The organism is Peribacillus sp. Aquil_B1 (genome assembly GCF_022603275.1).
GTDB lineage: Bacteria > Bacillota > Bacilli > Bacillales > DSM-1321 > Peribacillus.
In genome coordinates this window covers 15,999-42,199 of sequence record NZ_JAKXEE010000009.1, presented here as the reverse complement: position 1 = coordinate 42,199, position 26,201 = coordinate 15,999, and the positions used below count along the sequence as shown (strand labels likewise).

The 26,201-nt window shown below is 41.3% G+C and carries 33 protein-coding genes; all 33 read left to right on the top strand.

What is annotated here, in order from left to right; translation table 11 throughout:
* Window positions 1-20 precede the first annotated feature (20 nt).
* Window positions 21-380 (top strand): 50S ribosomal protein L7/L12, encoded by a 360-nt coding sequence (gene rplL, locus MPH60_RS26695; protein WP_241593942.1) that lies wholly within the window; start codon window positions 21-23, stop codon window positions 378-380.
* Between the two features lie 195 nt (window positions 381-575).
* Window positions 576-1,181, top strand: a complete 606-nt coding sequence (locus tag MPH60_RS26690) for a class I SAM-dependent methyltransferase (protein ID WP_241593964.1) — start codon at window positions 576-578, stop codon at window positions 1,179-1,181.
* Between the two features lie 238 nt (window positions 1,182-1,419).
* Window positions 1,420-4,989 carry a DNA-directed RNA polymerase subunit beta gene (gene rpoB / locus MPH60_RS26685; protein WP_241593943.1) on the top strand — a complete coding sequence of 1,190 codons (3,570 nt, stop codon included), beginning with the start codon at window positions 1,420-1,422 and terminating at the stop codon, window positions 4,987-4,989.
* Between the two features lie 183 nt (window positions 4,990-5,172).
* Window positions 5,173-8,772, top strand: a complete 3,600-nt coding sequence (gene rpoC, locus MPH60_RS26680; protein WP_241593944.1) for a DNA-directed RNA polymerase subunit beta' — start codon at window positions 5,173-5,175, stop codon at window positions 8,770-8,772.
* Between the two features lie 291 nt (window positions 8,773-9,063).
* The gene (locus MPH60_RS26675; RefSeq protein ID WP_034305040.1) at window positions 9,064-9,312 is read left to right on the top strand and encodes a 50S ribosomal protein L7ae-like protein; all 249 of its coding nucleotides are present in this window, start codon (window positions 9,064-9,066) and stop codon (window positions 9,310-9,312) included.
* 104 nt (window positions 9,313-9,416) lie between these two features.
* The gene (gene rpsL, locus MPH60_RS26670) at window positions 9,417-9,839 is read left to right on the top strand and encodes a 30S ribosomal protein S12 (RefSeq protein WP_034305038.1); all 423 of its coding nucleotides are present in this window, start codon (window positions 9,417-9,419) and stop codon (window positions 9,837-9,839) included.
* 41 nt (window positions 9,840-9,880) lie between these two features.
* Window positions 9,881-10,351, top strand: a complete 471-nt coding sequence (gene rpsG / locus MPH60_RS26665) for a 30S ribosomal protein S7 (RefSeq protein WP_048677878.1) — start codon at window positions 9,881-9,883, stop codon at window positions 10,349-10,351.
* A 44-nt stretch (window positions 10,352-10,395) separates the two neighbouring features.
* On the top strand, window positions 10,396-12,474 hold the full coding sequence (fusA, locus tag MPH60_RS26660) for an elongation factor G (protein WP_053537044.1): 2,079 nt from the start codon (window positions 10,396-10,398) through the stop codon (window positions 12,472-12,474).
* A 121-nt stretch (window positions 12,475-12,595) separates the two neighbouring features.
* Window positions 12,596-13,783 carry an elongation factor Tu gene (gene tuf / locus MPH60_RS26655; RefSeq protein ID WP_054398381.1) on the top strand — a complete coding sequence of 396 codons (1,188 nt, stop codon included), beginning with the start codon at window positions 12,596-12,598 and terminating at the stop codon, window positions 13,781-13,783.
* Window positions 13,784-14,203: 420 nt separating this feature from the next.
* A complete protein-coding gene (gene rpsJ, locus MPH60_RS26650; protein WP_019244375.1) occupies window positions 14,204-14,512 on the top strand; it encodes a 30S ribosomal protein S10 in 309 nt (102 codons plus the stop codon).
* Between the two features lie 40 nt (window positions 14,513-14,552).
* A complete protein-coding gene (rplC, locus tag MPH60_RS26645; RefSeq protein ID WP_076372869.1) occupies window positions 14,553-15,182 on the top strand; it encodes a 50S ribosomal protein L3 in 630 nt (209 codons plus the stop codon).
* A 25-nt stretch (window positions 15,183-15,207) separates the two neighbouring features.
* Window positions 15,208-15,831, top strand: a complete 624-nt coding sequence (rplD, locus tag MPH60_RS26640; protein ID WP_034305025.1) for a 50S ribosomal protein L4 — start codon at window positions 15,208-15,210, stop codon at window positions 15,829-15,831.
* Window positions 15,831-16,115: a 50S ribosomal protein L23 gene (gene rplW / locus MPH60_RS26635; protein ID WP_034305023.1), complete on the top strand. Its 285-nt coding sequence runs from the start codon at window positions 15,831-15,833 to the stop codon at window positions 16,113-16,115. Before rplD ends, rplW begins: the two co-directional genes overlap by 1 nt.
* A gap of 26 nt (window positions 16,116-16,141) precedes the next feature.
* Window positions 16,142-16,972 (top strand): 50S ribosomal protein L2, encoded by an 831-nt coding sequence (gene rplB / locus MPH60_RS26630; protein WP_034305021.1) that lies wholly within the window; start codon window positions 16,142-16,144, stop codon window positions 16,970-16,972.
* A gap of 60 nt (window positions 16,973-17,032) precedes the next feature.
* Complete coding sequence (rpsS, locus tag MPH60_RS26625; RefSeq protein ID WP_034305018.1) at window positions 17,033-17,311, top strand: 30S ribosomal protein S19; 279 nt, start codon at window positions 17,033-17,035, stop codon at window positions 17,309-17,311.
* Between the two features lie 17 nt (window positions 17,312-17,328).
* On the top strand, window positions 17,329-17,670 hold the full coding sequence (rplV, locus tag MPH60_RS26620) for a 50S ribosomal protein L22 (protein ID WP_034305017.1): 342 nt from the start codon (window positions 17,329-17,331) through the stop codon (window positions 17,668-17,670).
* 3 nt (window positions 17,671-17,673) lie between these two features.
* Window positions 17,674-18,330 carry a 30S ribosomal protein S3 gene (gene rpsC, locus MPH60_RS26615; protein ID WP_034305014.1) on the top strand — a complete coding sequence of 219 codons (657 nt, stop codon included), beginning with the start codon at window positions 17,674-17,676 and terminating at the stop codon, window positions 18,328-18,330.
* A 1-nt stretch (window position 18,331) separates the two neighbouring features.
* Window positions 18,332-18,766, top strand: coding sequence for a 50S ribosomal protein L16 (gene rplP / locus MPH60_RS26610; protein ID WP_034305012.1), 435 nt, complete (start codon window positions 18,332-18,334; stop codon window positions 18,764-18,766).
* Entirely contained in the window at window positions 18,756-18,959 is a 204-nt protein-coding gene (gene rpmC, locus MPH60_RS26605; RefSeq protein WP_034305010.1) for a 50S ribosomal protein L29, read from the top strand. The genes rplP and rpmC overlap by 11 nt, the downstream gene beginning before the upstream one ends.
* An 18-nt stretch (window positions 18,960-18,977) precedes the next feature.
* Window positions 18,978-19,241: a 30S ribosomal protein S17 gene (gene rpsQ, locus MPH60_RS26600; RefSeq protein ID WP_048677887.1), complete on the top strand. Its 264-nt coding sequence runs from the start codon at window positions 18,978-18,980 to the stop codon at window positions 19,239-19,241.
* Window positions 19,242-19,282: 41 nt separating this feature from the next.
* Entirely contained in the window at window positions 19,283-19,651 is a 369-nt protein-coding gene (gene rplN / locus MPH60_RS26595; RefSeq protein WP_034305005.1) for a 50S ribosomal protein L14, read from the top strand.
* Window positions 19,652-19,694: 43 nt separating this feature from the next.
* Entirely contained in the window at window positions 19,695-20,006 is a 312-nt protein-coding gene (gene rplX / locus MPH60_RS26590; RefSeq protein WP_214751051.1) for a 50S ribosomal protein L24, read from the top strand.
* 29 nt (window positions 20,007-20,035) lie between these two features.
* Window positions 20,036-20,575, top strand: a complete 540-nt coding sequence (rplE, locus tag MPH60_RS26585) for a 50S ribosomal protein L5 (RefSeq protein ID WP_048677889.1) — start codon at window positions 20,036-20,038, stop codon at window positions 20,573-20,575.
* Window positions 20,576-20,600: 25 nt separating this feature from the next.
* On the top strand, window positions 20,601-20,786 hold the full coding sequence (locus MPH60_RS26580) for a type Z 30S ribosomal protein S14 (protein WP_034304998.1): 186 nt from the start codon (window positions 20,601-20,603) through the stop codon (window positions 20,784-20,786).
* A 30-nt stretch (window positions 20,787-20,816) separates the two neighbouring features.
* A complete protein-coding gene (rpsH, locus tag MPH60_RS26575) occupies window positions 20,817-21,215 on the top strand; it encodes a 30S ribosomal protein S8 (RefSeq protein ID WP_034304995.1) in 399 nt (132 codons plus the stop codon).
* 30 nt (window positions 21,216-21,245) lie between these two features.
* Window positions 21,246-21,782: a 50S ribosomal protein L6 gene (rplF, locus tag MPH60_RS26570; protein ID WP_192207445.1), complete on the top strand. Its 537-nt coding sequence runs from the start codon at window positions 21,246-21,248 to the stop codon at window positions 21,780-21,782.
* Window positions 21,783-21,814: 32 nt separating this feature from the next.
* Window positions 21,815-22,177 (top strand): 50S ribosomal protein L18, encoded by a 363-nt coding sequence (rplR, locus tag MPH60_RS26565; RefSeq protein ID WP_101225873.1) that lies wholly within the window; start codon window positions 21,815-21,817, stop codon window positions 22,175-22,177.
* A gap of 22 nt (window positions 22,178-22,199) precedes the next feature.
* The gene (gene rpsE, locus MPH60_RS26560; RefSeq protein ID WP_034304987.1) at window positions 22,200-22,700 is read left to right on the top strand and encodes a 30S ribosomal protein S5; all 501 of its coding nucleotides are present in this window, start codon (window positions 22,200-22,202) and stop codon (window positions 22,698-22,700) included.
* 16 nt (window positions 22,701-22,716) lie between these two features.
* Window positions 22,717-22,899, top strand: a complete 183-nt coding sequence (gene rpmD, locus MPH60_RS26555; protein WP_034304984.1) for a 50S ribosomal protein L30 — start codon at window positions 22,717-22,719, stop codon at window positions 22,897-22,899.
* A 32-nt stretch (window positions 22,900-22,931) separates the two neighbouring features.
* Window positions 22,932-23,372: a 50S ribosomal protein L15 gene (rplO, locus tag MPH60_RS26550; RefSeq protein WP_034304982.1), complete on the top strand. Its 441-nt coding sequence runs from the start codon at window positions 22,932-22,934 to the stop codon at window positions 23,370-23,372.
* Window positions 23,372-24,667, top strand: coding sequence for a preprotein translocase subunit SecY (gene secY, locus MPH60_RS26545; RefSeq protein ID WP_034304981.1), 1,296 nt, complete (start codon window positions 23,372-23,374; stop codon window positions 24,665-24,667). The genes rplO and secY overlap by 1 nt, the downstream gene beginning before the upstream one ends.
* A gap of 58 nt (window positions 24,668-24,725) precedes the next feature.
* On the top strand, window positions 24,726-25,379 hold the full coding sequence (locus MPH60_RS26540) for an adenylate kinase (RefSeq protein WP_137016891.1): 654 nt from the start codon (window positions 24,726-24,728) through the stop codon (window positions 25,377-25,379).
* Between the two features lie 565 nt (window positions 25,380-25,944).
* On the top strand, window positions 25,945-26,163 hold the full coding sequence (infA, locus tag MPH60_RS26530) for a translation initiation factor IF-1 (RefSeq protein WP_028390440.1): 219 nt from the start codon (window positions 25,945-25,947) through the stop codon (window positions 26,161-26,163).
* Window positions 26,164-26,201 lie beyond the last annotated feature (38 nt).

Here is a 26,201-nt window from a genome sequence, read left to right as displayed (position 1 = left end):
ATTTCGAGGAGGAAATAAAAATGACTAAAGATCAAATCATTGAAGCAGTTAAAAACATGACTGTTTTAGAATTAAACGACCTTGTAAAAGCAATCGAAGAAGAATTTGGCGTAACTGCTGCTGCACCTGTAGCTGTAGCTGCTGCTGGTGGCGCTGCTGCTGAAGAAAAAACTGAGTTTGATGTAATCCTTACATCTGCTGGAGACCAAAAAATCAAAGTTATCAAAGCTGTACGTGAAGTTACAGGTCTTGGACTTAAAGAAGCAAAAGAACTTGTTGACAACACTCCAAAAGCAATCAAAGAAGGCGCTTCTAAAGAAGAAGCTGAAGAAATCAAAGCTAAACTTGAAGAAGTTGGAGCTGGCGTTGAAGTTAAGTAATCTTGCATAAACAAAAAGCTCGCTATCACTGGCGGGCTTTTTTTCTTCATTTTTAAAGAAATGACGGAAATTAGCCGTTGATGGTTTGATAACGAGGATTTCGTTATTCCGACATTCCGGCATGCAAGCAACCATTCTTCAATTCTCTTCTCTCATTAAATCTTCAATATTCCTTTCTGATAGGGGGAGATGACTCTGACAGAGCATTACTACTCACATAAACCGGATGTCGTAAGCAATCCGAAGTTTTGGGATTTCACATTAAAGGGACGTACATTTCGCTTCAAAAGTGATAATGGTGTTTTTTCGAAAAAGGAAGTTGATTTCGGATCGCGTCTTTTGGTTGAGAGTTTTAACCTAAATGAGGCTGTAGAAGGAAATATTCTCGATGTTGGTTGCGGTTATGGACCAATTGGAATATCGATTGCGGCAGCTTATCCCGATAGAACGATAGAAATGATTGATATAAATAGCCGGGCAGTTGAATTGTCAAAAGAGAATGCTGCATCTAATGGGATCGCAAACGTGAAGATTTACGAAAGTGATCGTTTTGACAAAGTTGCCTCCAATCAATTCGCAGTGATTCTTACGAACCCTCCCATTCGCGCAGGTAAAAGTGTAGTCCACGAAATTTTAGAAGAAAGCTATCGCAGTTTGGTAGCTGGTGGAGAATTATGGGTTGTCATTCAAAAAAAACAAGGAGCTCCATCCGCAATGGATAAAATGGAGCAATTATTTGGGAATGTTGAGGTGCCCGTTAAGAAAAAGGGTTACTATATACTATTATCCAAAAAGGTTTGACTCTAAATTTTCGCTATGTTAGTATTATAAAATGCATATATATAATTCCGTAACTATGCAATTTTTATACCATTGATGTATAATCAATGGATAATATGGGAAAAATATATAAATAATAGTTCGTTTTATGAGAAATAGTGGTTTTTAAAATAAAAACCATTTTCTTTTTGTCTATGGAAATGATTCCTTTTCCGAGGCAAATGGATCCTTATAACGCTTGATTTAAGGGGTGAATCAGTTGACAGGTCAACTTGTTCAGTATGGACGACACCGCCAACGTAGAAGTTATGCAAGAATCAGTGAGGTTTTGGATCTTCCGAATCTGATTGAAATTCAAACAGCTTCTTATCAATGGTTTCTAGATGTAGGTTTAAAGGAAATGTTCCAGGATATTTCTCCTATTGAGGATTTTACAGGTAATTTATCGTTAGAATTCATCGATTACAGCTTAGCTGAGCCGAAGTATTCTGTAGAAGAAACAAAGGAACGCGATGTTACGTATTCTGCACCACTTCGTGTGAAAGTGCGCCTTGTTAACAAAGAAACAGGGGAAGTGAAAGACCAGGATGTATTTATGGGTGACTTCCCGCTGATGACTGAAACAGGTACATTTGTCATCAATGGTGCTGAACGGGTAATTGTATCCCAATTAGTGCGCTCACCGAGTGTTTACTATAATGGGAAAATGGATAAAAACGGTAAGCTTGGATTCTCTGCGACCGTTATTCCTAATCGTGGCGCATGGCTCGAATATGAAACAGACGCCAAGGATGTTGTGTATGTTCGAATCGACCGCACCAGGAAATTACCAATCACTGTATTGATGCGTGCTCTTGGATTCGGAACAGATCAAGAAATCATCGATTTGATCGGAGACAACGAATACCTTCGCAACACTCTTGAAAAGGATAACACCGAGAGTGTGGAAAAAGCATTACTGGAAATCTATGAGCGTCTACGCCCAGGTGAACCGCCTACTGTCGAAAACGCGAAAAGTCTTTTAGTATCACGCTTTTTTGATCCAAAACGTTATGATCTAGCTAATGTAGGCCGTTATAAAATAAACAAAAAACTGCATATCAAGAACCGTTTATTCGGACAACGTATTGCAGAGACTTTGATTGATCCTGAAACAGGTGAAATCATCGTTGAAAAAGGTACAATGCTTGATCGTCGGACTCTTGATAGGATCCTGCCTCATATCGAAGGCGGAATCGGATTCAAAACATTCCATCCATCAGGTGGTGTAGTGGAAGAAGAAACTCTTCTGCAACCTATTAAAGTGTTTGCACCAAACGATGCTGAAGGCGAAAAAGTGATCAATATCATCGGTAATGCCTATGTGACCGACCAGGTCAAAAACATTACACCGGCTGATATCATTTCTTCCATTAGTTATTTCTTTAACTTATTGCATGGTGTGGGAATCACGGATGACATTGACCATTTAGGTAACCGTCGTCTGCGTTCCGTTGGTGAATTGCTGCAAAACCAATTTAGAATTGGTTTATCACGTATGGAGCGTGTTGTTCGTGAAAGAATGTCCATTCAGGATACGAATACAATCACTCCGCAGCAACTAATCAACATTCGCCCGGTCATTGCATCCATTAAAGAGTTCTTTGGAAGCTCACAGCTTTCCCAATTCATGGATCAAACGAATCCGCTTGCTGAATTGACGCACAAACGTCGTCTATCTGCATTGGGACCTGGTGGTCTGACACGTGAGCGTGCTGGCTTTGAAGTACGTGACGTTCATTATTCCCACTATGGCCGCATGTGTCCGATTGAAACGCCTGAGGGACCGAATATTGGTTTGATTAACTCGTTATCCAGTTTTGCAAAGGTAAACCCATATGGCTTCATTGAAACACCATATCGTCGTGTGGACCCTGAAACAGGTAGAATTACAAGCCAAATCGATTACTTAACAGCTGATGAGGAAGATAATTATGTAGTTGCCCAAGCGAATGTACGACTGTCAGATGACGGCTCATTCCTTGATAATGATGTTGTTGCACGTTTCCGCGGTGAAAATACCGTTGTTCCGCGTGACCGCGTAGATTACATGGATGTATCTCCTAAACAAGTTGTATCTGCTGCGACTGCATGTATTCCTTTCTTGGAAAACGATGACTCCAACCGTGCCCTTATGGGAGCGAACATGCAACGTCAAGCAGTTCCTTTGCTTCAACCGGAAGCCCCTCGAGTCGGAACGGGTATGGAGTATGTTTCAGCGAAAGACTCCGGTGCTGCTGTAATCTGTAAACACCCTGGTATTGTAGAGCACGTTGAATCACGTGAAGTATGGGTACGTAGGGTAAGTGAAGTAGACGGACAGCAAGTAAAAGGAAATCTTGATAAATATCGTCTATTAAAATTCATTCGTTCCAACCAAGGAACGTGCTATAATCAACGCCCTATCGTCAGTGTTGGCGACAACGTCGTAAAAGGTGAAATTCTTGCTGATGGTCCTTCAATGGAAAAAGGTGAGTTGGCACTTGGACGTAACGTATTGGTAGCCTTCATGACATGGGATGGATATAACTATGAAGATGCCATCATCATGAGTGAACGATTGGTTAAAGATGATGTGTACACTTCTATTCATATTGAAGAATATGAATCTGAATCACGCGATACAAAATTAGGGCCTGAAGAAATCACCCGTGATATCCCTAACGTAGGGGAAGATGCGCTTCGTAATCTTGATGAGCGCGGAATTATCCGTGTGGGTGCTGAAGTGAAAGACGGAGACCTTCTCGTTGGTAAAGTAACGCCTAAAGGTGTAACGGAATTGACTGCAGAGGAACGTCTATTACATGCAATCTTCGGTGAAAAAGCACGTGAAGTAAGGGATACATCACTTCGTGTACCTCACGGCGGCGGAGGAATCGTTCTTGATGTTAAAGTATTCAACAGAGAAGACGGCGATGAACTGCCTCCTGGTGTAAACCAACTCGCACGTGTATACATCGTTCAAAAACGTAAAATCCATGAAGGCGATAAAATGGCTGGACGACATGGTAACAAAGGGGTAATCTCCAGGATTCTTCCTGAAGAAGATATGCCTTATTTACCGGATGGCACTCCAGTCGACATCATGTTAAACCCATTGGGTGTACCTTCGCGTATGAACATCGGTCAGGTGCTGGAGCTTCACTTAGGTATGGCTGCACGCGCACTTGGCATCCATGTAGCATCTCCTGTATTTGATGGTGCCACAGAGGAAGATGTTTGGGGTACGATTGAAGAAGCCGGGATGTCCCGTGATGCAAAAACCGTCCTTTATGATGGCCGTTCAGGTGAAGCATTCGATAACCGTGTATCAGTTGGTGTCATGTATATGATCAAACTGGCACATATGGTCGATGATAAACTTCATGCACGTTCAACTGGTCCTTATTCCCTTGTTACGCAGCAACCACTTGGTGGTAAAGCGCAATTTGGTGGACAGCGTTTCGGTGAGATGGAAGTATGGGCACTTGAAGCTTATGGTGCTGCTTATACATTACAAGAAATCCTAACCGTTAAATCAGATGATGTCGTGGGTCGTGTGAAAACGTACGAAGCGATTGTCAAAGGTGAAAATGTCCCTGAACCAGGCGTTCCTGAGTCCTTCAAAGTATTGATTAAGGAGCTTCAAAGTTTAGGATTGGATGTTAAAATCCTCAATGCCGAAGATCGTGAAATTGAAATGCGTGATTTGGAAGATGAAGACGAAGCCAACCAAGCAGACAAATTAAGCCTTGATTCAGAAACTAAAGATATGGTTGCTTCCGAAGTAGGGGCACCTGTCAAAGAATAAAATTAAATAAAACATATCTAGTTATATAGTACCCGCTCTGACTGGCAGCGAGATGTTCATTTGAAGATCATGCTGCCTTGTTAGAGCCTTATTGATTCAATCAACCATCATCCGGTGTAAGATTGCCTGATATTTGACGGCAATCAAGGGTTAAACCTGGAGATTAAAAGGGAGGTAGGCCCCTTGTTAGACGTTAATAATTTTGAGTATATGAAAATTGGTCTTGCTTCACCAGACAAGATTCGTTCTTGGTCCCATGGAGAAGTTAAAAAACCAGAAACAATCAACTATCGTACGCTAAAGCCAGAAAAAGACGGTTTATTCTGTGAGAGAATTTTTGGACCTCAAAAGGACTGGGAATGTCATTGCGGAAAATATAAACGTGTTCGTTATAAAGGCGTAGTCTGTGATCGTTGTGGCGTTGAAGTCACTCGTGCGAAGGTGCGTCGTGAGCGTATGGGTCATATTGAGCTGGCAGCTCCAGTTTCACACATATGGTATTTTAAAGGAATTCCTAGCCGTATGGGACTTGTACTTGACATGTCTCCACGGGCTTTGGAGGAAGTTATTTACTTTGCATCTTACGTCGTAACGGAAACGGGCGATACAACTTTAGAAAAGAAACAGCTTCTTTCCGAAAAGGAATATCGTACATACCGTGAAAAATACGGTAAGAAATTCCAAGCTGCCATGGGTGCGGAAGCTATTAAAAAACTTTTACAAGATATTGATACGGAAAAGGAAGTAGAGTCGTTGAAAGAGGAGCTTAAAACAGCTCAAGGACAACGCAGAACCCGTGCAATCAAACGCTTGGAAGTGCTTGAGGCATTCCGTAACTCCGGAAATGAGCCTTCATGGATGATCCTTGACGTGCTTCCGGTCATTCCGCCGGAACTTCGTCCTATGGTTCAACTTGATGGGGGACGTTTTGCCACATCTGATCTAAATGATTTATATCGCCGTGTTATCAACCGTAATAATCGTTTGAAACGATTACTGGATCTTGGGGCACCAAGCATTATCGTTCAAAATGAGAAGCGTATGCTGCAAGAAGCTGTCGATGCTCTTATCGATAATGGCCGTCGCGGCCGTCCGGTAACTGGACCTGGTAACCGTCCGTTAAAATCTTTATCTCACATGTTAAAAGGTAAACAAGGTCGTTTCCGTCAAAACCTTCTTGGTAAACGTGTTGATTACTCTGGCCGTTCCGTTATCGTAGTAGGACCAAACTTAAAGATGTACCAATGCGGTCTTCCTAAAGAAATGGCGATTGAATTATTCAAACCATTCGTTATGAAGGAGCTTGTTCAAAGAGGCCTAGCGCATAACATCAAATCCGCTAAGCGCAAAATTGAACGTTTATCTCCTGAAATATGGGATGTGCTTGAAGAAGTTATTAGAGAACACCCAGTACTATTGAACCGTGCACCGACTCTTCATAGACTTGGTATCCAAGCGTTTGAACCAACTTTGGTTGAAGGTCGCGCAATTCGTTTGCATCCGCTCGTATGTACAGCTTACAACGCTGACTTTGACGGTGACCAAATGGCGGTCCACGTTCCTCTATCTTCTGAAGCCCAAGCCGAAGCACGCATGCTTATGCTTGCAGCACAGAACATTTTGAACCCTAAAGATGGTAAACCTGTCGTTACACCTTCTCAAGATATGGTATTAGGTAACTATTACTTAACATTGGAAAGAGAAGGCGCTATCGGCGAAGGTATGATCTTTAAAGATACAAGTGAAGCATTGCTTGCATATCAAAACGGATATGTACACTTACATTCCCGTTGTGCCGTACATGCATCATCACTGAATAATGAAACATTCACTGAAGAACAAAACCGCCAACTGCTTATTACCACTGTTGGTAAATTGATCTTCAATGAAATTTTACCAAAATCATTCCCGTATATTAACGAACCGACACGATATAATTTGGAAACCAAAACTCCAGAGAAATACTTTGTGGAAAAAGGCGCTAATATCCCTGAATTGATTAAGGCTCAACCTGCTATCGATCCTTTCAAGAAAAAAATTCTTGGAAATATCATCGCGGAAGTCTTTAAACGCTTTAAAATTACCGAAACATCCAAAATGCTTGACCGGATGAAAGATCTTGGATTCAAATATTCGACAAAAGCCGGTATTACCGTTGGTGTGGCTGATATTGTCGTTCTAAAAGAAAAACAAGAAATCATTACTGAGGCTCAAACCAAAGTGGATAACGTCTTGAAACAGTTCAGACGTGGTCTAATTACAGAGGATGAGCGTTATGATCGCGTCATTTCCATCTGGAGTGCTGCCAAGGATACCATCCAGTCCAAACTTATGGACTCACTGGACCGACGCAACCCGATCTTCATGATGAGTGACTCCGGTGCCCGTGGTAATGCTTCCAACTTTACGCAGCTTGCTGGTATGCGTGGTTTGATGGCCAACCCGGCTGGACGTATCATTGAATTACCGATCAAATCAAGTTTCCGTGAAGGTTTAACAGTGTTGGAGTACTTCATCTCTACACATGGTGCGCGTAAAGGTCTTGCCGATACAGCCCTTAAAACGGCCGATTCCGGTTACCTTACCCGTCGACTTGTTGACGTTGCCCAAGATGTCATCATCCGTGATGACGATTGTGGAACGGACCGCGGCTTGAAAATTTCAGCCTTGAGAGAGGGTACTGAAATAATCGAGCATCTTGAAGAGCGCCTAGTTGGCCGTTATGCAAGAAAAGCGATCAGACATCCGGAAACAAATGAAGTAATCGTGGCTGAAAACGATCTTATTACTGAAGATCTTGCTAATTATATTGAATCACTTGGAATTGAAACGGCATGGATCCGTTCTGCCTTTACATGTAACACCAGCCATGGTGTATGTAAAAAATGTTATGGACGCAACTTGGCTACAGGTCAAGAAGTTGAAGTGGGCGAAGCAGTCGGTATCATTGCCGCTCAATCCATCGGAGAACCTGGTACACAGTTAACGATGCGTACATTCCATACAGGTGGGGTTGCCGGGGACGATATCACTCAAGGTCTTCCTCGTATCCAAGAAATATTTGAAGCGAGAAATCCTAAAGGTCAAGCTGTCATTTCCGAAATCGAAGGAACGATTGTTTCGATCAATGAAATTCGGGATAAACAACAGGAAATCGTCGTTCAGGGTGCTGTTGAATCACGCACGTATACTGCACCGTACACAGCTCGTTTAAGAGTAACTGTTGATACACCTGTCCGTCGTGGTGAAGAGTTGACAGAGGGTTCCATCGATCCGAAAGAATTGCTTAAGGTTACAGACGTGCTTACTGTTCAGGAATACCTGCTACATGAAGTTCAAAAAGTATACCGGATGCAAGGTGTTGAAATCGGTGATAAACATATCGAGGTAATGGTTAGACAAATGATGCGTAAAGTCCGTGTGCTTGATGCAGGTGAAACTGAAGTGCTTCCAGGAACATTATTGGATGTTAACCAGTTCACTACTGCAAACACAGATGCATTGCTGACCAATAAATTACCAGCTACAGGCCGCCCTGTATTGCTAGGTATCACAAAAGCATCTCTAGAAACGGATTCCTTCTTGTCCGCAGCGTCATTCCAAGAAACGACTAGAGTCTTGACTGATGCAGCAATAAAAGGAAAACGTGATGAATTACTTGGTCTTAAAGAAAATGTCATCATCGGTAAACTTGTCCCTGCGGGAACGGGAATGCTTAGATACAGAAAAGCAAACCCTGTCGTCGTTGGTGACGAAAGTGCCGATACAGTAACAGTGGATTAAAGGAAAAAGGACCAGCTCATTCATTTACTGAAAACCGCACTCCTGTTTCCTATTGGAGCTGAAGGATCAGAATTTATTGAGCTGGTCTCTCTTATTACTCATGGCCGACTGAAAAGCCGTATGGGGATTTGATATATTCCGTTTAGACACATTGATAATCTTGATAGAATTATGTAAGGAAAACCTTTTGCTAGAATTATTTTTTTGAAAGAAGTTGACAGTATCCGACTTATAATGATACTATAGCAAAGGTGCTCCTATGTTACCCTGTAACTTTGGAGGATATGGACCATGTCTTATGAAAAAGTAATACAGGCAAAGTCAGTGATTATAGGGACGAAGCAAGCAGTTAGAGCTCTTAAAAACAATTTAATTCAAGAAGTTATCATCGCTGATGATGCAGATATATACTTGACTGGGCGTGTCGTTGAGACTGCCAAAGAATTGGATGTTCCTATCACATATGTTGATTCGATGAGAATGCTTGGCAAAGCATGTGGTATTGATGTCGGAGCAGCAACTGTTGCCATCAAAAAGTAAAGATGTTTTTGCAATTATATTTGCAAAGACTTTGTTTTTACCCATTTATGAACCACCTGGATGTGTGGTACTAGAAATGAAAACGTGAAGGGAGGAAAAATGTAATGCCTACTATTAATCAATTAGTGCGTAAAGGACGCGAGTCTAAAGAGGTTAATTCAAAATCTCCAGCACTTAACAAAGGCTACAACAGCTTTAAAAAAGCACAAACTAACGTATCATCTCCGCAAAAACGTGGTGTTTGCACTCGTGTGGGTACTATGACACCGAAAAAACCAAACTCCGCGTTACGTAAATATGCGCGTGTACGTTTAACAAACGGTATCGAGGTAACAGCTTATATCCCAGGTATCGGTCACAACCTACAAGAACACAGCGTGGTTCTTATCCGTGGCGGTCGTGTAAAAGATTTACCAGGGGTACGTTACCATATCGTACGTGGTGCTCTTGATACAGCTGGAGTTAACAATCGTATGCAAGGCCGTTCTAAATACGGTACTAAGCGTCCGAAAGCAGCAAAAAAATAATCTTAAACAAAAATTGAACTTTCTTGAAAGGAGGAAATACAATGCCTCGTAAAGGACCTGTAACGAAAAGAGACGTATTACCAGATCCAATATATAATTCAAAACTTGTGACTCGCTTAATCAACAAATTAATGGTTGATGGACAAAGAGGTAAATCACAAAAAATTCTTTACTCTGCATTTGATTTAATCAAAGAACGTACTGGCAATGAGCCGATCGAAGTTTTCGATCAAGCACTTAAAAACATCATGCCTGTACTAGAAGTAAAAGCACGCCGTGTGGGTGGAGCTAACTACCAAGTACCAGTTGAGGTGCGTCCAGACCGCAAATCGACTCTAGGACTTCGTTGGTTAGTAAACTACTCTCGCCTTCGTGGAGAAAAAACGATGGAAGAGCGTTTAGCTTATGAAATCATGGATGCTGCCAACAACACTGGAGCAGCAGTTAAGAAACGTGAAGATACACACAAAATGGCTGAAGCCAACAAAGCTTTCGCACATTATCGTTGGTAAGATTAATCACTATAAAATCCTTATAGAAGGAAGGAGAAAGACAAATGGCAAGAGAGTTCTCCTTAGCAAACACTCGTAATATCGGTATCATGGCTCACATCGATGCCGGTAAAACGACAACAACAGAACGTGTTCTATATTACACTGGTAAAATCCACAAAATTGGTGAAACGCACGAAGGTGCATCTCAAATGGACTGGATGGAACAGGAACAAGAACGCGGAATCACGATCACTTCCGCTGCAACAACTGCACAGTGGAAAGGTCACCGTGTAAACATCATCGATACACCGGGACACGTAGACTTCACAGTTGAAGTTGAACGCTCTTTGCGCGTACTTGATGGAGCTGTAGCTGTACTTGATGCCCAATCAGGTGTTGAGCCTCAAACTGAAACAGTTTGGCGCCAAGCTACGACTTACGGTGTACCACGTGTCGTATTCGTAAATAAAATGGACAAAATCGGTGCAGATTTCTTGTATTCAGTTGGAACAATCCATGACCGTTTACAAGCTAACGCTCACCCAGTTCAGTTACCAATCGGAGCAGAGGATCAATTCTCTGCAATCATCGACCTTATTGAAATGAAAACTCATTTCTATGGTAATGACCTAGGAACTGACATCACTGTCGGTGAAATTCCTGAAGAACACCGGGAATTAGCTGAAGAATACCGTGAAAAGCTAATTGAAGCAGTAGCGGAAGTAAATGAAGACTTAATGGAAAAATACCTTGGCGGCGAAGAAATCAGCATTGCTGAATTGAAAGCAGCTATTCGTACAGCAACCGTTAATGTTGAGTTCTTCCCAGTTATTTGCGGATCAGCTTTCAAAAACAAAGGTGTTCAATTAATGCTTGATAACGTTATCGACTTCCTTCCTTCTCCATTGGATGTACCAGCTATCAAAGGTACATTACCGGATTCAGAAGAAGAAGTGGAACGTCATTCAGATGATTCTGAACCGTTCTCAGCTTTAGCGTTCAAAGTTATGACTGACCCTTACGTTGGTAAACTTACATTCTTCCGTGTGTACTCTGGTACTTTAGAATCCGGATCTTATGTAATCAACTCAACTAAAGGAAAACGTGAACGTATTGGACGTATCCTTCAAATGCACGCTAACAGCCGTGAAGAAATCTCTACTGTATACGCAGGGGATATCGCAGCTGCCGTCGGATTGAAAGATACTACAACTGGAGATACTCTATGTGATGACAAGAACCAAGTAATTCTTGAATCCATGGTATTCCCAGAGCCAGTTATCTCACTTTCAGTTGAACCGAAATCAAAAGCAGACCAAGACAAAATGTCTCAAGCTTTACAAAAGCTACAAGATGAAGATCCAACATTCCGTGCGCATACTGACCAAGAAACTGGTCAAACAATCATCGCTGGTATGGGTGAACTTCACTTGGACATCCTTGTTGACCGTATGCGTCGTGAATTCAAAGTGGAAGCAAACGTTGGTGCTCCTCAAGTAGCATACCGTGAAACTTTCCGTGGTTCAGCTAAAGTCGAAGGTAAATTCGTTCGCCAATCTGGTGGTCGTGGACAATTCGGACACGTATGGATCGAATTCGGTCCAAACGAAGAAGGTAAAGGTTTCGAATTTGAAAATGCTATCGTCGGTGGTGTAGTACCACGTGAATACATCCCTGCTGTACAAGCTGGATTAGTTGATTCACTTGACCGTGGTGTACTTGCTGGTTACCCGCTAGTCGACATCAAAGCAAAATTATTTGACGGATCTTACCATGACGTTGACTCCAATGAAATGGCATTTAAAATTGCTGCGTCAATGGCACTTAAAAATGCAGCATCTAAATGTAGTCCTGTCATCCTTGAACCAATCATGAAAGTGGAAGTAGTTATTCCAGAAGATTACCTAGGCGACATCATGGGAGATATCACATCTCGTCGTGGTCGTGTAGAAGGTATGGAAGCTCGCGGTAACACGCAAATGGTTAAAGCGATGGTTCCTCTATCTGAAATGTTCGGATATGCTACATCTTTACGTTCTAACACTCAAGGACGCGGAACATTCTCTATGCACTTCGATCATTATGAAGAAGTACCTAAGAGCATTTCTGAAGAAATCATCAAAAAAAATAAAGGTGAATAATTGATTTTCATCTCTTATTAAAGTATAACTATCTTATGTAAGCTGTGATGGAAGAATTAGTCTTCTTTCACAGCCCCTATATACTTAATCTTTTATTTATAATTTTAAGGAGGAATTCCTAATGGGAAAAGCTAAATTTGATCGTTCAAAACCGCACGTTAACGTTGGAACAATTGGTCACGTTGACCATGGTAAAACAACTCTAACTGCTGCAATCACAACTGTACTTGCTAAATCTGGTGGAGCAGAAGCTCGCGCTTATGACCAAATCGATGGTGCTCCAGAAGAAAGAGAACGTGGTATCACAATCTCTACTGCACACGTTGAGTACGAAACAGCTACTCGTCACTATGCACACGTTGACTGCCCAGGACATGCTGACTATGTTAAAAACATGATCACTGGTGCTGCACAAATGGACGGCGGAATCTTAGTAGTATCTGCTGCTGATGGCCCAATGCCACAAACTCGTGAGCACATCCTTCTTTCTCGTCAAGTAGGTGTACCTTACCTAGTAGTATTCATGAACAAATGCGACATGGTAGATGACGAAGAACTTCTTGAATTAGTAGAAATGGAAATCCGTGATCTTTTATCTGAATACGAATTCCCTGGCGATGACATTCCAGTTATCAAAGGATCTGCACTAAAAGCTCTTCAAGGTGAAGCTGCTTGGGAAGAAAAAATCCATGAATTAATGACAGCTGTTGATGAGTACATCCCAGAACCAACTCGTGACACTGACAAACCATTCATGATGCCAGTTGAGGATGTATTCTCAATCACTGGTCGTGGAACTGTTGCTACTGGTCGTGTTGAGCGTGGACAAGTTAAAGTCGGTGACGTTGTTGACATCATCGGTTTCAACGAAGAGTCTAAACCAACAACTGTAACTGGTGTTGAAATGTTCCGTAAACTTCTTGACTATGCTGAAGCTGGTGACAACATCGGTGCACTTCTTCGTGGTGTATCCCGTGAAGATATCCAACGTGGACAAGTTCTTGCTAAACCAAGCACTATCACTCCACACACAAAGTTCAAAGCTGAAGTTTATGTTCTTTCTAAAGAAGAAGGTGGACGTCACACTCCATTCTTTACAAACTACCGTCCTCAGTTCTACTTCCGTACAACTGACGTAACTGGTATTTGTAACCTTCCTGAAGGCGTAGAAATGGTTATGCCTGGAGACAACATCGAAATGACTGTAGAACTTATCGCTCCAATCGCTATCGAAGAAGGTACTAAATTCTCTATCCGTGAGGGTGGACGTACTGTAGGCGCTGGCGTAGTTGCTACAATCCAAGAGTAATTGATTCATAAAAGAATATTGGAAGGGACGCCTTCCGGGAGAAGCAGATGGGACGCCATCTGCTTCTTTTCTTTTTCTAAGAAATATTGAATCTTTCTTCTATAATACATGTAAAAAATGAAGTGTATTTAATGGGTATCATGGAGATTTTCGAATTGAAGAAAATGGATATGAAAGACCATATAGAATGTACTTGTAAATACTTGTGATAGTATGTATAATAATAAAAGTGTGCTGCACAAGAAAAATTCAAGTATAACTTGCATTCTGATTGTGTTTTATGTATAATAGACAATGTTGGTCTTTGACTGCGATGATATGGAAGGTTGCTGACACACCCGGCCGCTTTGCCATGGCGAGTGTGTGGGAAATTTCCATTGAGAAGGTCTATTTCAAAATAGGCGAAAAGGAGGGAAAATTATGGCAAAACAAAAAATTCGTATCCGTTTAAAAGCATATGATCACAGAATTCTTGATCAATCTGCTGAGAAAATTGTTGAAACTGCAAAACGTTCTGGTGCGGCTGTATCTGGTCCAATTCCATTACCTACTGAAAGATCGGTATATACGATCCTACGTGCGGTTCATAAATACAAAGATTCTCGTGAACAATTCGAAATGCGTACGCATAAACGTCTAATCGACATCGTTAATCCAACTCCACAAACAGTTGATTCATTGATGCGTTTAGATTTACCATCAGGCGTTGACATTGAAATCAAATTATAATTCATATAAATATGAACAATTACTCTAGGAGGTGTGACTTATGACCAAAGGAATCTTAGGAAGAAAAATCGGTATGACTCAAGTTTTTGCTGAAAACGGTGAACTTATTCCGGTAACAGTTATCGAAGCTGCTAATAACGTGGTTCTTCAAAAGAAAACTGTTGAAACTGATGGCTATGAAGCAGTTCAAGTTGGTTTTGAAAACAAACGCGAAAAGCTTTCTAACAAACCTGAAAAGGGCCATGTTGAAAAAGCAAATACTACTCCTAAGCGCTTCATTCGCGAATTCCGCGGAACGGATCTTACTGAATATGAGATCGGTCAAGAAGTCAATGTAAGTATTTTCGCTGAAGGCGATTTAGTAGATGTATCAGGAATTTCAAAAGGTAAAGGATTCCAAGGCTCTATCAAGCGTCATGGACAATCCCGCGGACCTATGTCTCATGGTTCTCGTTACCACCGTCGCCCAGGTTCAATGGGTCCTGTAGCTCCAAACCGCGTATTCAAAGGTAAACTTTTACCAGGACGTATGGGTGGAGAGCAAATCACTGTTCAAAACTTAGCTATCGTTAAAGTTGATGTTGAACGTAACCTACTATTGATCAAAGGTAATGTACCTGGTGCTAGAAAAGCATTGATCAAAGTTAAATCTGCTGTTAAAGCAAAGTAATTTCTGAGAAAGGAGGAGCAATAGAATGCCAAAAGTTACATTGTTCAACCAAACAGGTTCACAAGTTGGCGACATCGAACTAAATGAATCCATCTTTGGTATCGAACCTAATAATCACGTATTATTTGAAGCAATCATCATGCAACGAGCTTCCTTACGTCAAGGAACTCATAAAGTTAAAAACCGTTCTGAAGTAGCAGGCGGTGGACGTAAACCTTGGAAACAAAAAGGAACTGGACGTGCGCGTCAAGGTTCTATCCGTTCTCCACAATGGCGTGGCGGTGGCGTTGTTTTTGGACCAACTCCAAGATCTTACGCTTACAAGCTACCTAAAAAGGTACGTCGTTTAGCTATTAAATCTGCATTGTCTGCAAAGGCATTGGAAGAGAACATTTTGGTACTTGAAAGCTTGTCTTTCGAAGCTCCAAAAACAAAAGAGTTTGTAGCTGTACTTAAAAACCTTTCTGTTGATACTAAAACGTTAGTAGTTACTGACGGTTTAGATGAGAAAGTTGCTCTTTCTGCACGTAACATCCCTGGTGTTACTGTAGTTGAAGCTGATGGTCTTAATGTTCTTGATGTTGTTTCACACAACAAATTGATCTTGACTAAATCAGCTGTCGAAAAAGTAGAGGAGGTGCTTGCATAATGGATGCACGCGATATCATTAAGCGCCCCGTAATCACTGAACGCTCTTCAGACATAATGGCTGAAAAGAAATATACTTTTGAAGTTGATGTTAGAGCTAATAAAACTCAAGTTAAAGATGCTGTTCAAGAAATTTTCGGCGTTAAAGTTGAGAAAGTAAACATCATGAACTACAAAGGTAAATTCAAACGCATGGGCAAACATGCAGGCTATACTAACAAGCGCCGTAAAGCTATTGTTAAATTAACTGCTGACAGCAAAGAAATCGAGCTATTCGAGGCTTAATTCATTAGAGAAGGAGGGAAATACAAATGGCGATTAAGAAGTATAAACCTACCTCTAACGGTCGACGTAATATGACAACTTCCGATTTTGCTGAGATCACTACAGACAAACCGGAAAAATCATTACTTGCTCCTTTACACAGCAAAGGCGGCCGTAATAACCAAGGTAAGTTAACAGTTCGTCATCAAGGTGGCGGCCACAAGCGTCAATACCGTATCATCGATTTCAAACGGAATAAAGATGGTATACCAGGACGCGTTGCTACTATTGAGTACGATCCAAATCGTTCTGCAAACATTGCATTAATTAATTACGTTGATGGAGAAAAACGTTATATCCTAGCTCCGAAAAACCTAGAAGTAGGTTTGGAAGTTATGTCAGGTCCAGAAGCTGACATCAAAGTGGGTAACGCACTTCCTCTTATTAACATCCCAGTTGGTACAGTAATTCATAACATCGAACTTAAACCAGGAAAAGGTGGACAATTAGTCCGTTCAGCAGGTACATCTGCTCAAGTACTTGGTAAAGAAGGTCGTTATGTACTTGTACGTTTAAACTCAGGTGAGGTTCGTATGATTCTTGCTACTTGCCGTGCTTCAATCGGTCAAGTTGGTAATGAACAACATGAACTAATCAACATTGGTAAAGCTGGTCGTAACCGTTGGTTAGGTAAACGCCCAACAGTTCGTGGATCTGTAATGAACCCGAATGATCACCCACACGGTGGTGGTGAAGGTAAAGCGCCAATCGGACGTAAATCACCAATGTCTCCATGGGGTAAACCTACTCTTGGATTCAAAACTCGTAAGAAGAAAAACAAATCCGATAAATTTATCGTACGTCGTCGTAAAAAATAACGGGATTGACCTACGGTTCATATATAGAACCGTAGAACAGTCACGAAGGGAGGTACTCGCATGGGTCGTAGCTTAAAAAAAGGGCCTTTTGTTGATGATCATTTATTGGTAAAAGTTGAAAAATTAAATGAAGCTGACAAGAAACAGGTAGTAAAAACTTGGTCTCGTCGCTCAACAATCTTCCCGCAATTCATCGGACACACAATCGCCGTTTATGACGGTCGTAAGCATGTGCCGGTTTATGTTACAGAAGATATGGTAGGTCACAAACTAGGCGAATTCGCGCCTACACGCACTTATAAAGGTCACGCAAGTGATGACAAGAAAACAAGACGTTAATGAGAGGAGGGCATCTCATGCAAGCTAAAGCTGTCGCTAAAACAGTTCGTATTGCTCCTCGTAAAGTGCGTTTAGTCGCAGATTTAATTCGAGGAAAACAAGTAGGTGAAGCAGTAGCGATTCTTCGCTTAACACCAAAATCTGCTTCTCCAGTCGTAGAAAAAATTCTGAAATCTGCTATCGCAAATGCAGAACATAACTACGAAATGGATATTAATAACCTAGTCGTTTCAGAGGCATACGTTAACGAAGGACCAACATTAAAACGTTTCCGTCCTCGCGCTCAAGGTCGTGCGAGTGCAATTAACAAACGTACTAGTCATATTACAATCGTTGTATCAGAAAAGAAGGAGGGGTAATCTGTGGGTCAAAAGGTAAATCCAATCGGTATGCGTATCGGGATAATCCGTGACTGGGAATCCAAATGGTACGCTGATAAAGACTACGCAGTTCTTTTGCATGAAGACATCAAAGTTCGTGAATATATCGCGAAACGTCTAAATGATGCTTCTGTTTCAAAAGTTGAAATCGAACGTGCAGCTAACCGTATCAATGTATCTGTCCACACTGCTAAACCAGGAATGGTTATCGGTAAAGGCGGTACTGAAGTCGAAGCACTTCGTAAAGCTTTGAACCAGTTGACTGGCAAAAGAGTTCATATCAATATCATCGAAATTAAAAGAGCAGATCTTGATGCAAAATTGGTTGCAGAAAACATCGCTCGTCAATTAGAAAACCGTGTTTCATTCCGTCGCGCTCAAAAGCAAGCTATCCAACGTACTATGCGTTCTGGAGCAAAAGGAATCAAAACTCAAGTTTCTGGTCGTCTTGGCGGTGCTGATATTGCTCGTGCTGAACATTACAGCGAAGGAACAGTTCCACTTCACACACTTCGTGCAGACATAGACTATGCTCATGCTGAAGCAGATACTACTTACGGTAAGCTAGGCGTGAAAGTTTGGATCTACCGTGGAGAAGTTCTTCCTACTAAGAAGAAATCTGAGGAAGGAGGAAAATAATATGTTATTGCCAAAACGCGTAAAATACCGTCGTGAACACCGCGGTAAGATGAGAGGGATGGCTAAAGGCGGCACTGAAGTTCATTTCGGAGAATTTGGACTTCAAGCTCAAGAAGCTTCCTGGATCACGAACCGTCAAATCGAAGCAGCTCGTATTGCGATGACTCGTTATATGAAACGTGGAGGGAAAGTTTGGATCAAAATCTTCCCAAGCAAACCTTACACAGCTAAGCCGCTTGAAGTACGGATGGGTTCCGGTAAAGGTGCTCCTGAAGGTTGGGTAGCAGTAGTTAAACCGGGCAAAGTTATGTTTGAAATCTCTGGTGTATCTGAAGAGGTGGCAAGAGAAGCATTGCGCCTTGCAGCACACAAACTTCCAATCAAATGCAAGTTTGTAAAAAGAGAGGAAATTGGTGGTGAAACAAATGAAAGCTAATGAAATCAAAGATCTAACCACTGCTGAAATTGAACAAAAACTAAAATCTCTTAAAGAAGAACTATTTAATCTTCGTTTCCAGTTAGCTACTGGACAACTTGAAAATACAGCTCGCATCCGTGAAGTTCGCAAATCGATTGCTCGTATGAAAACAGTTGTTCGTCAAAGAGAGATCGGTGTCACTAATCGATAATGAATGGAGGTTTGCAGAATGAGCGAACGCAACCAACGCAAAATCTACACTGGACGCGTAGTATCCGACAAAATGGATAAAACAGTTACAGTTGTTGTAGAAACCTATAAAAAGCATTCTTTATACGGTAAACGCGTGAAATACTCTAAAAAGTTTAAAGCTCATGACGAGCTAAACGAAGCTAAAGCAGGCGACGTAGTACGTATCATGGAAACTCGTCCACTTTCAGCTACAAAACGCTTCCGTCTTGTAGAAGTAGTAGAAAAAGCAGTAATCATTTAATATAGTTCGGATTAAGCTAATTCCGAAGGGAGGTACCGTACATGATTCAACAAGAATCTCGTTTAAAAGTCGCTGACAATTCTGGTGCTCGTGAAGTGCTAACAATTAAAGTCCTAGGTGGTTCTGGCCGTAAAACTGCAAACATCGGTGATATCATCGTTTGTACAGTCAAACAGGCAACACCAGGAGGCGTTGTTAAAAAAGGTGAAGTCGTTAAGGCTGTTGTTGTCCGTACAAAACGTGGTATGCGTCGTCCTGACGGTTCTTACATTCGTTTCGATGAAAACGCATGTGTAATTATCCGTGACGATAAGAGCCCACGTGGAACACGTATTTTTGGACCTGTTGCTCGTGAATTACGTGACAATAGTTTCATGAAAATCGTTTCTCTTGCTCCAGAAGTTCTATAATATGTAAAATTTGTATAAAGCCTTTCAAGGAGGTGCCAAGCTAATGCATGTTAAAAAAGGTGACAAAGTCGTAGTCATCTCTGGTAAGGACAAAGGCAAACAAGGAACAATTCTTTCAGCATTTCCGAAACAAAATCGTGTGCTTGTTGAAGGAATCAACATCGTGAAAAAGCATTCCAAGCCATCTCAACTTAATCCACAAGGTGGAATTATCAGCAAAGAAGCTGCTATTCACGTATCCAATGTAATGCCACTTGATCCTAAATCAGGTAAACCGACTCGTGTTGGATATAAGATCGAAAATGGTAAAAAAGTACGCGTAGCTAAAATTTCAGGTGAATCTTTAGATAAATAAGTCATAAATGAAGGGAGGTACACTAAGCAATGAGCCGCCTTAAAGAAAAATTCAAAAGTGAAATTACACCGTCATTGATGGGTAAATTCAACTATCAATCAGTAATGCAAGTACCAAACATTGAGAAAATCGTTATTAACATGGGTGTGGGTGACGCAGTTTCTAACTCGAAAGCTTTAGATACAGCTGTTGAAGAACTTACATTGATCACTGGTCAAAAACCAGTTATAACAAAAGCAAAAAAATCAATCGCAGGCTTCCGTTTGCGTGAAGGTATGCCTATCGGAGCGAAAGTTACATTACGTGGAGAGCGTATGTATCAATTCCTTGATAAGCTAGTATCTGTATCTTTACCGCGTGTACGTGATTTCCGCGGCGTTTCAAAGAAATCCTTTGACGGACGTGGGAACTATACATTAGGCGTTAAAGAACAACTTATCTTCCCTGAGATTGATTACGATAAAGTGAGCAAAGTTCGTGGTATGGACATCGTTATCGTAACGACTGCCAACACTGACGAAGAAGCTCGTGAACTACTTACTCAAGTTGGAATGCCGTTCCAAAAGTAATCTCTAAATAAAGGGAGGCGAAATCGTGGCTAAAAAGTCTATGATCGTAAAGCAAAAACGCGAACAGAAGTTTAAAGTACAAGAATATACACGTTGCGAACGTTGCGGACGTCCACATTCAGTATTACGTAAATTTAAACTTTGTCGTATTTGTTTCCGCGAACTTGCATATAAAGGACAAATTCCTGGCGTTAAAAAAGCTAGCTGGTAAAACCCGAGTTTGGGAAGGAGGTAAAATATAATGGTCATGACAGATCCTATTGCAGATATGCTTACTCGCATCCGTAATGCGAATATGGTTCGTCACGAAAAACTGGAAGTTCCTGCTTCAAAGATCAAAAAGGAAATTGCTGAGATCTTAAAAAGTGAAGGCTTCGTACGTGACTTTGAATTAATCGAAGACAACAAACAAGGTATCATCCGTATCTTCTTAAAATACGGTGCAAACAACGAACGTGTTATCACTGGTCTAAAACGTATCAGCAAACCTGGTTTGCGTGTATATGCAAAAACTGGAGAGGTACCACGCGTTCTTAACGGTTTAGGTATCGCAATTGTTTCTACTTCTCACGGAGTTTTAACAGACAAGGAAGCTCGCTCTAAACAAGTTGGCGGAGAAGTTTTAGCATACGTTTGGTAATACATTTTCACAAGAATGGAGGTGCACATTATGTCTCGTATAGGTAAAAAACCTATTGAAATCCCTGCAGGCGTGACAGTTACTATTACTGGAAGTGAAGTAACTGTTAAAGGACCTAAAGGTGAATTAACTAGATCATTCAATCCTGACCTTTCAATCGTTGTTGAAGAGAACGTGTTAACTGTTACACGTCCATCTGACGAGAAGGCTCACCGTTCTTTACACGGTACTACTCGCGCACTTATCTCTAACATGGTTGAAGGTGTATCAACAGGTTTCGTAAAATCACTTGAACTTATTGGGGTTGGGTACCGTGCGCAAAAGCAAGGTAACAAGCTTGTCCTTAACGTAGGATATTCCCACCCTGTAGAAATAGAGCCAGAAGCTGGCGTTGAAGTCGAAGTTCCTTCTAATACAAAAGTAATCATCAAAGGTGCAAGCAAAGAACGTGTAGGAGCTCTAGCAGCTAATATCCGTGATGTTCGCCCGCCTGAGCCGTATAAAGGTAAAGGTATCCGTTACGAAGGCGAATTCGTTCGTCGTAAAGAAGGTAAAACTGGTAAGTAATGCCGCATAAGTAAACGAAAGGAGTGACGTAAATGATTACGAAGCTTGATAAAAATGCTACTCGTCAGAAAAGACATGCGCGTGTACGTGCTAAGCTTTCTGGAACAGAAGCTCGTCCTCGTTTAAATGTGTTTCGTTCAAACAAACACATTTACGCACAATTAATTGACGATGCAAAAGGCGTAACATTGGCAAGTGCTTCAACTCTTGATAAAGAGATCAATATCGAAGCAGGTAGCAATGCTGAAGCAGCTCAAAAAGTTGGCGAACTTATTGCGAAACGTGCTGTTGAAAAAGGTTTCAAAGCTGTGGTGTTTGACCGCGGTGGTTACCTCTTCCATGGTCGTGTAAAAGCATTGGCTGACGCTGCTCGTGAAAACGGCTTAGAATTTTAATGGATAAGGAGGGACATAACAGATGCGTAGCATTGATCCTAATAAATTAGAACTTGAAGAACGCGTAGTTACAGTTAATCGTGTAGCTAAAGTTGTTAAAGGCGGACGTCGTTTCCGTTTCACTGCACTAGTTGTTGTTGGTGATAAAAATGGTCATGTTGGATTTGGTACTGGTAAAGCTCAAGAAGTTCCGGATGCTATCCGTAAAGCTATTGAGGATGCTAAGAAAAATCTAATTACTGTACCGATGGTTGGTACTACTATTCCTCACCTTGTGAACGGTCGCTATGGCGCAGGTCACATTCTATTGAAACCAGCTTCTGAAGGTACAGGAGTAATTGCTGGTGGTCCTGTTCGTGCGGTACTTGAATTAGGCGGAGTTAGCGATATCTTGTCTAAATCACTAGGTACTAATACACCTATTAATATGGTTCGCGCAACAATTGAAGGATTGAAGCAATTGAAACGTGCTGAAGACGTAGCTAAGTTACGTGGAAAATCAGTACAAGAACTGTTAGGATAAGGAGGGAAATCGAATTATGGCTAATAAATTAGAAATCACCCTCACTCGCAGCTTGATTGGTCGTCCTGAAGATCAACGTGTTACAGTTAACACTTTGGGTTTACGCAAAATGCATCAAACGGTTGTTCAAGAAGATAACCCTGCGATTCGCGGTATGATTACCAAAGTTGCTCATCTTGTTACTGTAAAAGAACAATAAAATAATTTTTAACTTAACAAGGAGGTGCCAACATGAAACTTCATGAGTTAAAAGCTGCAGAAGGTTCTCGTAAAGAACGTAAACGTAAAGGTCGCGGTATTGGATCTGGTAACGGTAAAACAGCAGGTAAAGGACACAAAGGACAAAACGCTCGCTCCGGCGGCGGTGTGCGTCTTGGATTTGAAGGGGGTCAAACTCCTCTATTCAGACGTTTACCTAAACGTGGATTTACCAACATCAACCGTAAAGACTATGCTATCGTGAATCTTGATACGTTAAATCTTTTCGAAGACGGTACTGAAGTAACACCAGCTCTTTTACTTGAGACTGGGGTTGTAAGTAAAGAAAAAGCAGGAATCAAAATTCTTGCCAAAGGAAGCATTGAGAAAAAGCTTACTGTTAAAGCTCACAAATTCTCGTCTACTGCTAAAGAAGCTATCGAAGCTGCTGGCGGTAATACAGAGGTGATCTAATGTTTCGCACGATCTCCAATTTTATGCGCGTGGGTGAAATAAGGAATAAGATTATTTTTACCCTTCTAATGTTAATCGTCTATCGCATCGGTACATTTATACCTGTACCGCATGTGAATGCCGATTTTCTCGCTGAACAGGACCAGCTGAGCGTCATCGGTCTTTTAAATACCTTTGGCGGCGGAGCACTGCAAAACTTCTCTATATTAGCGATGGGTATCATGCCATACATCACGGCATCCATCATCGTTCAGCTGTTACAGATGGATGTTGTTCCTAAGTTCACTGAATGGTCTAAACAAGGGGAAGCAGGGCGCCGTAAATTAGCTCAATTCACTCGTTACTTCACTATTATCCTAGGATTTATCCAAGCAGTTGGTATGTCTTATGGGTTCAATAATATGTCAGGTGGACAGTTGATTGAAAATCCTGGAATTGCAACATACTTGCTTATTGCGACTGTCTTAACGGCAGGAACAGCTTTTCTTTTGTGGTTAGGGGAGCTGATCACTGCTAAGGGTGTGGGTAATGGGATCTCCATCATTATCTTTGCTGGTATCGTAGCTAGTTTGCCAACTACGGCAAATCAGATTTACGCCCAACAATTTGAAAATGCCGGTGATCAATTATTCTTACGAATCATAACGATTATCCTCATTGTTTTAGCAGTATTAGCAATCGTGGTTGCTGTTATCTTCATTCAGCAGGCATTACGTAAAATTCCTATTCAGTATGCGAAACGTGCTGCGGTAGGTCGTACACAAATGGGTGGCCAGTCTACTCATTTACCATTGAAAGTAAATGCTGCGGGGGTTATTCCGGTAATCTTTGCAATGGCATTTATCATTACTCCCACTACAATCGCTTCTTTCTTTGGAAAGAACAGCGTGACTAGTTGGATATCAACAAATCTTGATTACACCAAGCCAATTGGTATGATCATATATGTTGCTCTTATCATTGCTTTTGCGTATTTTTATGCATTCATTCAGGTTAACCCTGAACAAATGGCTGAGAATTTGAAAAAGCAAGGCGGCTATGTGCCGGGGATTCGTCCAGGTAAGAGTACACAAGAATATTTAACACGTGTTTTATACCGTCTGACGTTTGTAGGCTCTATATTTTTAGCCATCATTGCCGTTTTACCGGTATTTTTCATTAAGCTTGCTGATCTGCCTCAATCTGCACAGATTGGTGGAACCAGTTTGCTGATCGTAGTGGGGGTTGCCCTTGATACGATGAAGCAGCTGGAATCACAACTTGTGAAGAGACACTATAAAGGCTTTATAAAGTAATGAGTTTTGGGAACGGCTTGTTCCCTTTACCCATTATAGAGTTTGAGGGGGAAGAAAATTGAATCTAGTGTTAATGGGTCTGCCTGGTGCTGGTAAAGGCACTCAAGCCGAACAAATCGTAGAAAAATATAATATCCCTCATATCTCTACTGGAGATATGTTCCGAACAGCTATCAAAGATGGAACAGAATTAGGTCTAAAGGCAAAATCATTCATGGACAAAGGCGAATTGGTACCTGATGAAGTTACCATTGGCATCGTACGTGAACGGTTAAGCAAGGAAGACTGCCTAAAAGGATTTTTGCTTGATGGATTTCCACGTACTGTGGCACAGGCGGAAGCACTTGAAGGGATTCTTACTGATTTAGATCGCAAAATGAATTTTGTCATTAATATCGATGTTGATAAAAGCATCTTAATGGAAAGATTGACAGGACGTCGTATTTGCAAATCATGTGGTGCGACATACCATCTTGTTTTCAATCCTCCTGCTAAAGATGATGTATGCGACCGTTGCGGCGGAGAATTATATCAACGTGCCGACGACAATGCAGAAACGGTTCAAAATCGCTTAGATGTGAATTTGAAACAAACCAAGCCACTTCTTGATTTCTACGGAGATAAAGGATACTTGGTCAACATTAACGGACAGCAAGATATTAATAAGGTATTTGAAGATATCGATGTGTTGCTTGGTGCTTTACAAAATTAATCATTCGTATTGATTTATGAAATTCATACCATTTTTATAACTTACTAGTTAAACTTGGTGCATTCCTATAATACAAAGGGTATAATGGATTTCGCGAGAGCATTCGCACATTTATTAATCAGGTTCTTGTACTTGGTATTCCCTGAATTGGGCGATTACTTTTTAAGTGATCTTCATGGACATATCCGGTCGGCAAAATTGATGAAGAAATGCAGTGACTCTATTGGGATTCCTAAAGAGTCGTGATATAGAGGGTTGAAAGAAGCTATGTCAGGCGTGCGCCTTTCAAACATCTCCCATGCTATTCAAACCTATGTCGAGACTAATTGCTTCTCTATTTCGAGAGTATGTCGGTCACGGAATCGGTCAAGACTTACATGAGGGCCCATAAATTCCTCATTTCGGTCCAACTGATAAAGGTCCTCAGTTTAAGCCTGGTTCTACAAAATGGTGAATACTTGATGCAGAATTGTAAGACTTATGAGGATGATTGGACTGTAGTAATGTTGACGGAAAGATGTGTACCTTTAATAGGTTCACGCATAGAGAAGGGAGAATCACTTTAATGGCGAAAGATGATGTAATTGAAGTAGAAGGCACAGTACAAGAGACTTTGCCAAATGCAATGTTTAAGGTAGAATTAGAAAATGGTCATACTGTTTTAGCTCATGTATCCGGTAAAATTCGTATGCACTTTATTCGCATTTTGCCTGGAGATAAAGTTACGGTTGAGCTTTCCCCGTATGATCTAACTCGCGGCAGAATCACATACCGGTTCAAATAATCCGGTTTCGCTCCGATCTGTATAAGGAGGTTAGATAG